Origin of the sequence: Streptomyces sp. NPDC085524 (genome assembly GCF_044541755.1) — a bacterium.
GTDB lineage: Bacteria > Actinomycetota > Actinomycetes > Streptomycetales > Streptomycetaceae > Streptomyces.
Window position 1 is genome coordinate 1 of record NZ_JBITTH010000063.1, and the last position, 7,026, is coordinate 7,026.

A 7,026-nucleotide genomic window follows, 5' to 3' on the forward strand; every position below is an offset into this window, starting at 1 on the left:
CGCCGTCCCTCGCGCTTGGACAGGTGGTGCAGGTCCGCCATGAGGAGCATGTTCTCCTCGCCGGTGATCAGCCCGTCGACCGCGGAGAACTGCCCCGTCACACCGATCGCGGCACGTACCGCCTGCGGGTCGGCGGCGAGGTCGTGACCGCCGATGCGGATCTCACCGGATCCCGGGCCGGGGGAGATGAGGGTGGAGAGGATCTTCACGGCGGTGGTCTTGCCGGCGCCGTTCGGGCCGAGGAGGGAGAAGATCGTGCCCTCGGGGACGGTCAGGTCGATGCCGTCGAGGACGGTCTTGTCCCCGTAGGACTTGCGCAGCCCGTTCGCCGCGATGGCCAGGTTGGTCATGATGAGTTGCTCCTTCGGAGGCTGCGGGCGGTTCAGTTGCTGCGGGCGGTGATGTCGCCGTAGGCGGTGGTGGCGTGGATGTTGAGGCCGGCGCCGGCGCCCTCGGTGTTGAGCAGGGAGTTGTGGATGCGGCCGTAGGCGGTGTCGGCGTCGAGGGTGGCGGAGACTCCGCGGGCGGCGGTGACGGCGATCTGGCCGTGCTCGGTGCGCAGTTCGACCTTGCCGCGGACGGCGTCGGTGATCTGGATGTCGCCCTTGTGGGTGCGGATCTCGGTGGGGCCGGCCAGGCGGCCCACGGTGATGTCGCCGGCCTGGACGGTGAGGCGGGCGGCGGCGGTCTCGTCGAGCTTGACGGTGGCCTGCGCGCCTTCGAAGGTGACGTCGCCGAGGCGTCCGACGCCGCGGAGTTCGGCGAGCGCGGCCTTGGCCTCGACGTGGGATCCGGCGGGGAGCTGGACGGTGACCTCGACGGCCCCGGAGTTGCCGAGCAGGCGGTTCTTGGCGGGTGCGGCCTCGATGCGCAGGACGCCGTCGCGGTAGTCGACGGTGATCTGCTCGGCTGCCTTCACGTCGCGGCTCTTGGAGGCGTTGGCCGGGCGGACCTCGACGGTGGTGTCGGTGCGGTCGGCGGCGATGAACTGGATGCGGCCGGCGGGGATGTCGAGGACGGTGGAGACGGGGGCGGCGGTGGCGAACTTCTGCATTGTCTTTTCCTTCGGCTCGTTGTTTCTGATGACCGAAAGCTACGTTGCGTTCATGGATCGTGGCAACAAGTTCGTTGCGCAAGAATGCCATATACGCAGGTCAGGACCTGGAAATCGTTGCACTGGTTTGAATTTCAATGCAATGTTTTGGCATGTTGCGTTGCAATGGATAGGAACTGAACGCTATGCTGGGGGCATTGAGGGCCCATCAGGGACCCACGGACGAAGCACGAACGGAGATCGCGATGCCGGGAGGCAGGCTCACCCAGCAGGAACGCCAGCAGATCGCGCTGGGGGTGGCGGACGGGCTCGCCTACGCGGAGATCGCCAGACGCCTCGACCGTCCGACCTCGACCGTCACGCGCGAGGTGATGCGCAACGGCGGCCCCGCCGGCTACCGCGCGGACCTGGCCCAGCGCTCCACCGAACGCCGCACCCACCGCCGCAGGCAGGCCGCCCCCCGGGCCGGACAGGCCCCCCGACCGGCCCACGGGCGCGACCCCGAGGCCGTGCGCGAGTACGAGGAGATGTTCACGACCCTCTTCATGGCCTCGGGCCTGCCGAAGATAAGCGCCCGGGTACTGGTCTCCCTGTACACGACGGACACGGGCACCCTCACGGCGTCCGAACTCGTCCAGCGCCTCCAGGTCAGCCCGGCGTCCATCTCCAAGGCGATCACGTTCCTCGAGGGCCAGGGCCTCATCCGCCGGGAACGCGACGAACGCCGCCGCGAGCGCTACATCGTCGACGACGACGTCTTCTACCAGTCCACGATCGCCAGCGCCAAGGCCACCGACCAGCTCGCCGACACCGCGCGCCAGGGCGTCAGCGTCCTCGGCGCCGACACCCCGGCCGCCGTCCGCCTGGAAAACATCGCCCGCTTCCTCGACTTCATCGGAGAGACCATCACCCGCGCCGCGGAACAGGCCCGCGACATCCTCTACGTCAAGGCCGAACCGCCGTCCGGCGGCCCGGCCGAGCCCCGTACGGACCGCGGATAGTCCCGCGACCGGAACGGCTCAGCTGGATGCCCGTCCTGTCGGCCGGACGTCCAGCTCCCGGATGAGCTCCGCGATGTCGTCGGCCTCGGGAACGGCCAGGGCGGTGTAGAGCCCGTGGGCCTGGAGGGCGTGGGCGCGGGCCTCGCCGGTGTCGTTCCGGGCGTGGTGGGCGCGGGCCAGGCCGTCGTGGGCGCGGGCCTGTTCGGGAAGGTTGCCGTGGTCGCGGGCCAGGGCGAGGGCCGCCCGGTGTTCGGCGATCGCGCGCGCGGGATCGCCGGCCGCCCGGGCCACGTCGCCGAGCCCGTTGAGCGCCTCGGCCTGGTCGCTGGCGTAACCGAGTTCCTGGTAGAGCTCCTTGGCCTGCCGGCAGTGGGTGCGGGCCTCCTCGTAGCAGCCCTTCCGGCGGTACATCCCGCCGAGGCGGTCCAGGACCGAGGCCTCGCCGCCACGGTTGCCGAGCAGGCGGTGCAGGGCCAGCGCGTCGGTCAGATGGCGGTGCGCGGAGTCGAGCAGGCCCTGCCCCTCGTGGACGCCGGCCAGGTTGCCCAGGACGTGCGCCTCGCCGATCCGGTTGCCGCTGTCGCGGCACAGCGTGAGCGCGGTTTCGAGGTGATCGCGGGCGGCGGGATAGTCGCGCTGCCTCCACAGGACGTTGCCGAGGGTGTTGTGGGCGCGTGATTCGAGGAGGCGGTCCCCGCTCTCGCGGGCCAGTTCGACCGCGCTCCGCGAGTGCGTGACGGCTTCGGCGTACCGGCCCAGGCGCCAGCACTCCCACCCCAGGTCGGTGAGGGCGCGTGCCCGCTCGCCGCAGGTCCGGGCCGCCTGCAGGGCCTGGGTGTGCAGGGCCAGGGCGTCGGTGTGGTGGGCATGGCCGAGGTAGGGCCGCAGGATCGCCGCCAGGTGCCCGGTGTGGACGGGCCAGCCGTGCTCCGTGGTGTGGGTTCCCGAGGCGATCAGGTTGGCACGTTCCGTTTCCAGCCAGACGGTCGCCGCCGCCGGATCCGCCAGGTCGACGAGCGGGGTGTCCGGTCGCGGGACCACCGGACGCTGGCCGGCGCCGTAGGGGTGGATCAGGTCCATGGCCGTGCGCGCGGTGTAGAGGTAGTGGTCGAACAGCCTGGTCAGCGCGGAGTGCCGGGCCTGCTCGGGCTCCGTCGCCGCCGCGGTGGCCAGGGCGTGCTCCCGCAGCAGTCCGTGGAAGGTGTACCGGCCCGGTTCGTGCTGCTGCAGCATGTGCGCGTCGAGCAGGTCCTCCAGCAGGTCCTCGGCCCGGTCCAGCGGTGTGTCCGCCAGCGCCGCCGCCGCGTACGGATCCACGTCGTGCCCGGGATGGAGGCCGAGCAGGCGGAACATCCGCTGCTGGTCCTCGTCGAGGTACTGGTGGGACAGGGCGAAGGCGGCGGCCAGCCTGCGGTCCGCGGTCGACAGCTCGGTCAGCCGCCGCTTCTGGTCGCGCAGCCGGCCCGCCAGGTACTGGACGGTCCAGCGCGGCCGGTTGTGCAGCCGCGCCGCCGCGATCCGGACGGCCAGCGGGAGGAACCCGCACAGTTGCAGCACGTCGAGGACGGCGATCGGCTCGGCGTGCGCCCGTTCCCCGATGATCCGGGTGAACAGCTCGACGGCGTCCCTGGCGGGCAGGAGGTCCACCGTCAGCGCCCGGATGCCGTCCAGGTCGGACAGGCGGCGCCGGCTGGTGATCAGGACCAGGCTCTCCGTCGCCCCCGGCAGCAGCGGCCGCACGTGGTCGGCGCTGCCCGCGTTGTCGAGGACGGCGATCACGCGCCGGCCCGCCAGTTCCGACCGCCACAGCGCCGAGCGGGCCACCAGGCCGGACGGGATCGCCTCGGCGGGAAGGCCGAGTTGGAGCAGCAGGACCTCCAGCGCCGCCCCGGGCTCCAGCGGTGCCTGCCCGGCGGTGTGCGCGTGCAGGTCGACGAACAGCTGCCCGTCCGGATAGGCGCCGGCCAGCCGGTGCGCGGCATGGACGGCCAGCGCGGTCTTCCCGATGCCGGCCATCCCGTCGACGGCAGCGAGGGTCACCGACCCGGACCCCGCGCCGAGCCGTTCGAGCTCGTCCAGTTCCTCGTCGCGCCCGGCGAAGTCCGGGATGTCGAAGGGCAGGAAGTTCGCGCGCCTCGCCGCGGCGGGTGCCGGCCGGGACGGGACCGGCGCCAGGTGCAGGCCCGGATCGTCGTTGAGGATCGACTGCTCCAGGACGGCGAACGCCCGTCCCGGGTCCAGCCCCTGGTCCTCGGCGAGCCTGCGGCGGAACACGCGGCCCGCGGACAGGGCGTCGGCCTGCCGTCCGGCACGGTGCAGGGCGAGCATCAGGTGGTGGCAGAGCCGCTCCCGCAGGGGGTGGGCCGCGGCTTCGGCCGACAGCTCGTCGAGGACCTCCCGGTGGCGGCCGAGCGACAGCTCCAGCTCCATCAGGCGCTCGACCGCGGCGAGACGGCGCTCCAGCAGCCGGGCCCGCGCATCGGCCACGTAGTCGGCATTGACGTCGGCGAACGGCTGACCGCGCCACATCGTCAGCGCCTCGCGCAGCAGCCCGACGGCCTTCTCGGGGTCCTCCGCGGACGCATCGGCGACGGCGGCGTCGAACTCCTTCGAGTCGAGCTGCCCGGGGCGCGGGACGATCACATAGCCCGACGGCCGGGTCTCCAGGACCTCCGCCGTCCCGGCGCCGCGCAGCACCCGGCGGATCGCCGTCACCGCGGCGTGCACCTGCGCCCGCGCCGTGTCCGGCGGCGTCAGGCCCCAGACCGCGTCGATCAGCCGGTCGGCGCTGAGGACCGTTCCGGCGTGCAGCAGCAGGTACCCCAGAACGGCGCGATGGCGCGGCGCGGTCCCGGGCAGGGGGTGGCCACCGTCCGATATCTCCACCGGACCCAGGATCGAGAACCGCACTGAACTCCCCCCCCGATTGCGCATACATCGCGAACGCATCGCGAATCTATCAACGCGGGCGTCCAAGATCCTTCTCATGAACGGACTTCCGCTGGTCGATCCCGAGGCCGCCACCGGCGAGACGGCAGAACTGCTGGCCGCCGCGCAGCGCGCCGAAGGGATCACCCCGAACCTGACGCGGGCGATGGCCAACAGCCCGGCCGTCCTGCGGGGCTACCTCGACTTCGGGCTCGCGCTGCAGAAGGGCGGATGCCTGCCCGACGCCGTGCGGCAGCGGGTCGCGCTGTTCGTCGCTCAGCACTACTCGTGCGAGTACGGCCTGTCGGCGCACACCTACGTCGGCACGAAGGCCGCCGGGCTGAGCGAGGAGGAGGCCGCGCGGGCCCGCCGCGGCGAATCGGACGATCCGCAGGCGGCGGCCGCGCTGGCCCTCACTGCGGCGCTGCTGCAGGGAGTGGAGCCCGATCCCGGCACGGGGATCGCACCCACCCATGTGGTGGAGATCGTCGCGGAGGTCGCCCTGGCCACGCTGCGGGTCCATCTCGCCAACGCGGGACAGGTGCCGGTCGACTGGCCGCTGGTGCGGCCCGGCGACTGAATCCCGCACGGCCGTCTCATCGCGCAGGGCACACGACCCCCTGCGCACCACACGACCACCCACACTCAAGGGGACATGACATGAAGGCACACGTCAGCTCGATCCTTCTCGGCGTCCGGGACATGGACCGCGCCAAGCAGTTCTACGTCGAGGGGCTCGGCTGGAAGGTCCAGAGCGACTTCGGCATCTCGGTGTTCTTCGAATCCGAAGGCGCCTCGCCCGTCGGCTTCTACAGCCGCGAAGGCCTGGCGAACCAGGTGGGCACGGAAGCGGAGGGCAGCGGCTTCAGCGGACTGGTCCTGACCTACGTCGTCCGCAGTGAGGCGCGGGTCGACGAGGTCATGGCGGAGGCCCAGAAGGCCGGCGCCAAGATCCTCAAGCCCGCGGGCGCCCTGCCGTGGGGCGGGTACGGCGGTACCTTCGCCGACCCGGACGGCTACATCTGGAGCCTCGGCTACAGCGCCCAGGGAGCCGACCAGCCCTACGCCGAGTAGTCGCGGTCCTTGTCCCACACTTGTCGCTTGTCGGGGACGGACGGCGCGGCGCGTGCCGCTGCCGTCCCGGACCGCCGTGACCGGCAGGACGAACAACAGGAGAGCACCATGAAGTTCCGGGCCCACGTCGAGCCGCCTGAGCCCATGCGGGGCCTGGTAGTTCCGCCCGAGGTGGTGGCAGCCCTCGGCGAGGGCTCGCGGCCGCCGGTGACGATCACGCTCAACGGGCATGCGTGGAGGAGCCGGGTCGCCCTCCTGCGCGGCCGCCACCTGATCGGCCTCAGCCATGCCAACCGGGAGGCCGCGGGCGTCGAGATCGGCGAGGAGGTCGAGGTCGAGGTCGAACTCGACACCGAGCCCCGCGTCGTCGTCGAGCCGGCGGACTTCGCGCAGGCCCTGGACGAGGACCCGGCCGCCCGCGCCGCCTACGACGTCCTCACGTACAGCCGCAAGCGCGAGCACGTGCGCGCCATCGAGAGCGCGAAGAAGCCCGAGACGCGCCGGCGGCGCATCGAGAAGGCCATCGCCACCCTGCGCGGCTGACCCCGGCGGGCCGTTCCGCCCGCCCGCTGCGCCTCCGCCCGCTGCGCCTCCGCCCGCTGCGCCTCCGCCCGCTGCGCCTCCGTCAGCTCGCCGGAGCACCCGCCGGTGACCTGCCGTCTCCTGCCTGGCGGAACGCCGAGAGGAGCCGGTCGGCGGCCGCCGTGGCCGTCAGGGAGCCGGCGCGGACGCGGGCTTCGAGGCCGGGGGCGAGGTCGCGTACGGCCGGGTGCGAGCGGAGGCGTTCCAGCAGTTCGTCGCGGACCATCGACCAGGTCCACTCGATCTGCTGGTCACGCCGTTTGGCCGCGAGGCGCCCGTTGGAGTCGAGCGTCGTGCGGTGTTGTTCGAGGCGGTTCCAGACCTCGTCGAGTCCGGTCGATTCGCGGGCGCTGCAGGTGAGGACGGGTGGGGTCCAGGCGGCGTCGG

Annotated in this window: 7 protein-coding genes and 1 pseudogene; 4 read left to right on the forward strand and 4 right to left on the reverse strand. The window is 72.3% G+C overall.

Translation table 11 applies throughout. The features are described from left to right. Together ACIGFK_RS42255 and ACIGFK_RS42260 are read right to left on the reverse strand one after the other, a co-directional pair. A partial coding sequence (locus ACIGFK_RS42255; RefSeq protein WP_400056132.1) for an ATP-binding cassette domain-containing protein occupies window positions 1-350 on the reverse strand: 350 nt, incomplete at its 3' end. Window positions 351-382: 32 nt separating this feature from the next. After that, window positions 383-1,054, reverse strand: a complete 672-nt coding sequence (locus ACIGFK_RS42260) for a DUF4097 family beta strand repeat-containing protein (RefSeq protein ID WP_376661989.1) — start codon at window positions 1,052-1,054, stop codon at window positions 383-385. A gap of 245 nt (window positions 1,055-1,299) precedes the next feature. On the opposite strand from ACIGFK_RS42260, the gene ACIGFK_RS42265 reads away from it, so the two are divergent. After that, the gene (locus tag ACIGFK_RS42265; RefSeq protein WP_376661988.1) at window positions 1,300-2,055 is read left to right on the forward strand and encodes a helix-turn-helix domain-containing protein; all 756 of its coding nucleotides are present in this window, start codon (window positions 1,300-1,302) and stop codon (window positions 2,053-2,055) included. Window positions 2,056-2,073: 18 nt separating this feature from the next. Here ACIGFK_RS42265 and ACIGFK_RS42270 read toward each other — a convergent pair whose 3' ends face one another. Further along, a complete protein-coding gene (locus ACIGFK_RS42270) occupies window positions 2,074-4,941 on the reverse strand; it encodes a BTAD domain-containing putative transcriptional regulator (protein ID WP_400056134.1) in 2,868 nt (955 codons plus the stop codon). Between the two features lie 100 nt (window positions 4,942-5,041). Here ACIGFK_RS42270 and ACIGFK_RS42275 point away from each other — a divergent pair, with 100 nt between their 5' ends. The 3 genes from ACIGFK_RS42275 to ACIGFK_RS42285 all read left to right on the forward strand — a co-directional run bounded on the left by ACIGFK_RS42275 (window position 5,042) and on the right by ACIGFK_RS42285 (window position 6,600). Further along, window positions 5,042-5,563, forward strand: a complete 522-nt coding sequence (locus tag ACIGFK_RS42275) for a carboxymuconolactone decarboxylase family protein (RefSeq protein ID WP_376661986.1) — start codon at window positions 5,042-5,044, stop codon at window positions 5,561-5,563. An 80-nt stretch (window positions 5,564-5,643) separates the two neighbouring features. Then, on the forward strand, window positions 5,644-6,057 hold the full coding sequence (locus ACIGFK_RS42280) for a VOC family protein (protein WP_400056136.1): 414 nt from the start codon (window positions 5,644-5,646) through the stop codon (window positions 6,055-6,057). A 27-nt stretch (window positions 6,058-6,084) separates the two neighbouring features. Next, the gene (locus ACIGFK_RS42285; protein ID WP_376661984.1) at window positions 6,085-6,600 is read left to right on the forward strand and encodes a YdeI/OmpD-associated family protein; all 516 of its coding nucleotides are present in this window, start codon (window positions 6,085-6,087) and stop codon (window positions 6,598-6,600) included. 82 nt (window positions 6,601-6,682) lie between these two features. Here ACIGFK_RS42285 and ACIGFK_RS42290 read toward each other — a convergent pair. Then, window positions 6,683-7,026 (reverse strand): annotated as a pseudogene (locus ACIGFK_RS42290) (methylmalonyl Co-A mutase-associated GTPase MeaB); the annotation flags it as partial.

Bases quoted from the DNA above. Each gene is read 5' to 3' on its own strand.
- ACIGFK_RS42260 (WP_376661989.1), bottom strand. From the start codon at position 1,054: ATGCAGAAGTTCGCCACCGCCGCCCCCGTCTCCACCGTCCTCGACATC.
- ACIGFK_RS42265 (WP_376661988.1), top strand. From the start codon at position 1,300: ATGCCGGGAGGCAGGCTCACCCAGCAGGAACGCCAGCAGATCGCGCTG.
- ACIGFK_RS42275 (WP_376661986.1), top strand. From the start codon at position 5,042: ATGAACGGACTTCCGCTGGTCGATCCCGAGGCCGCCACCGGCGAGACG.
- ACIGFK_RS42280 (WP_400056136.1), top strand. From the start codon at position 5,644: ATGAAGGCACACGTCAGCTCGATCCTTCTCGGCGTCCGGGACATGGAC.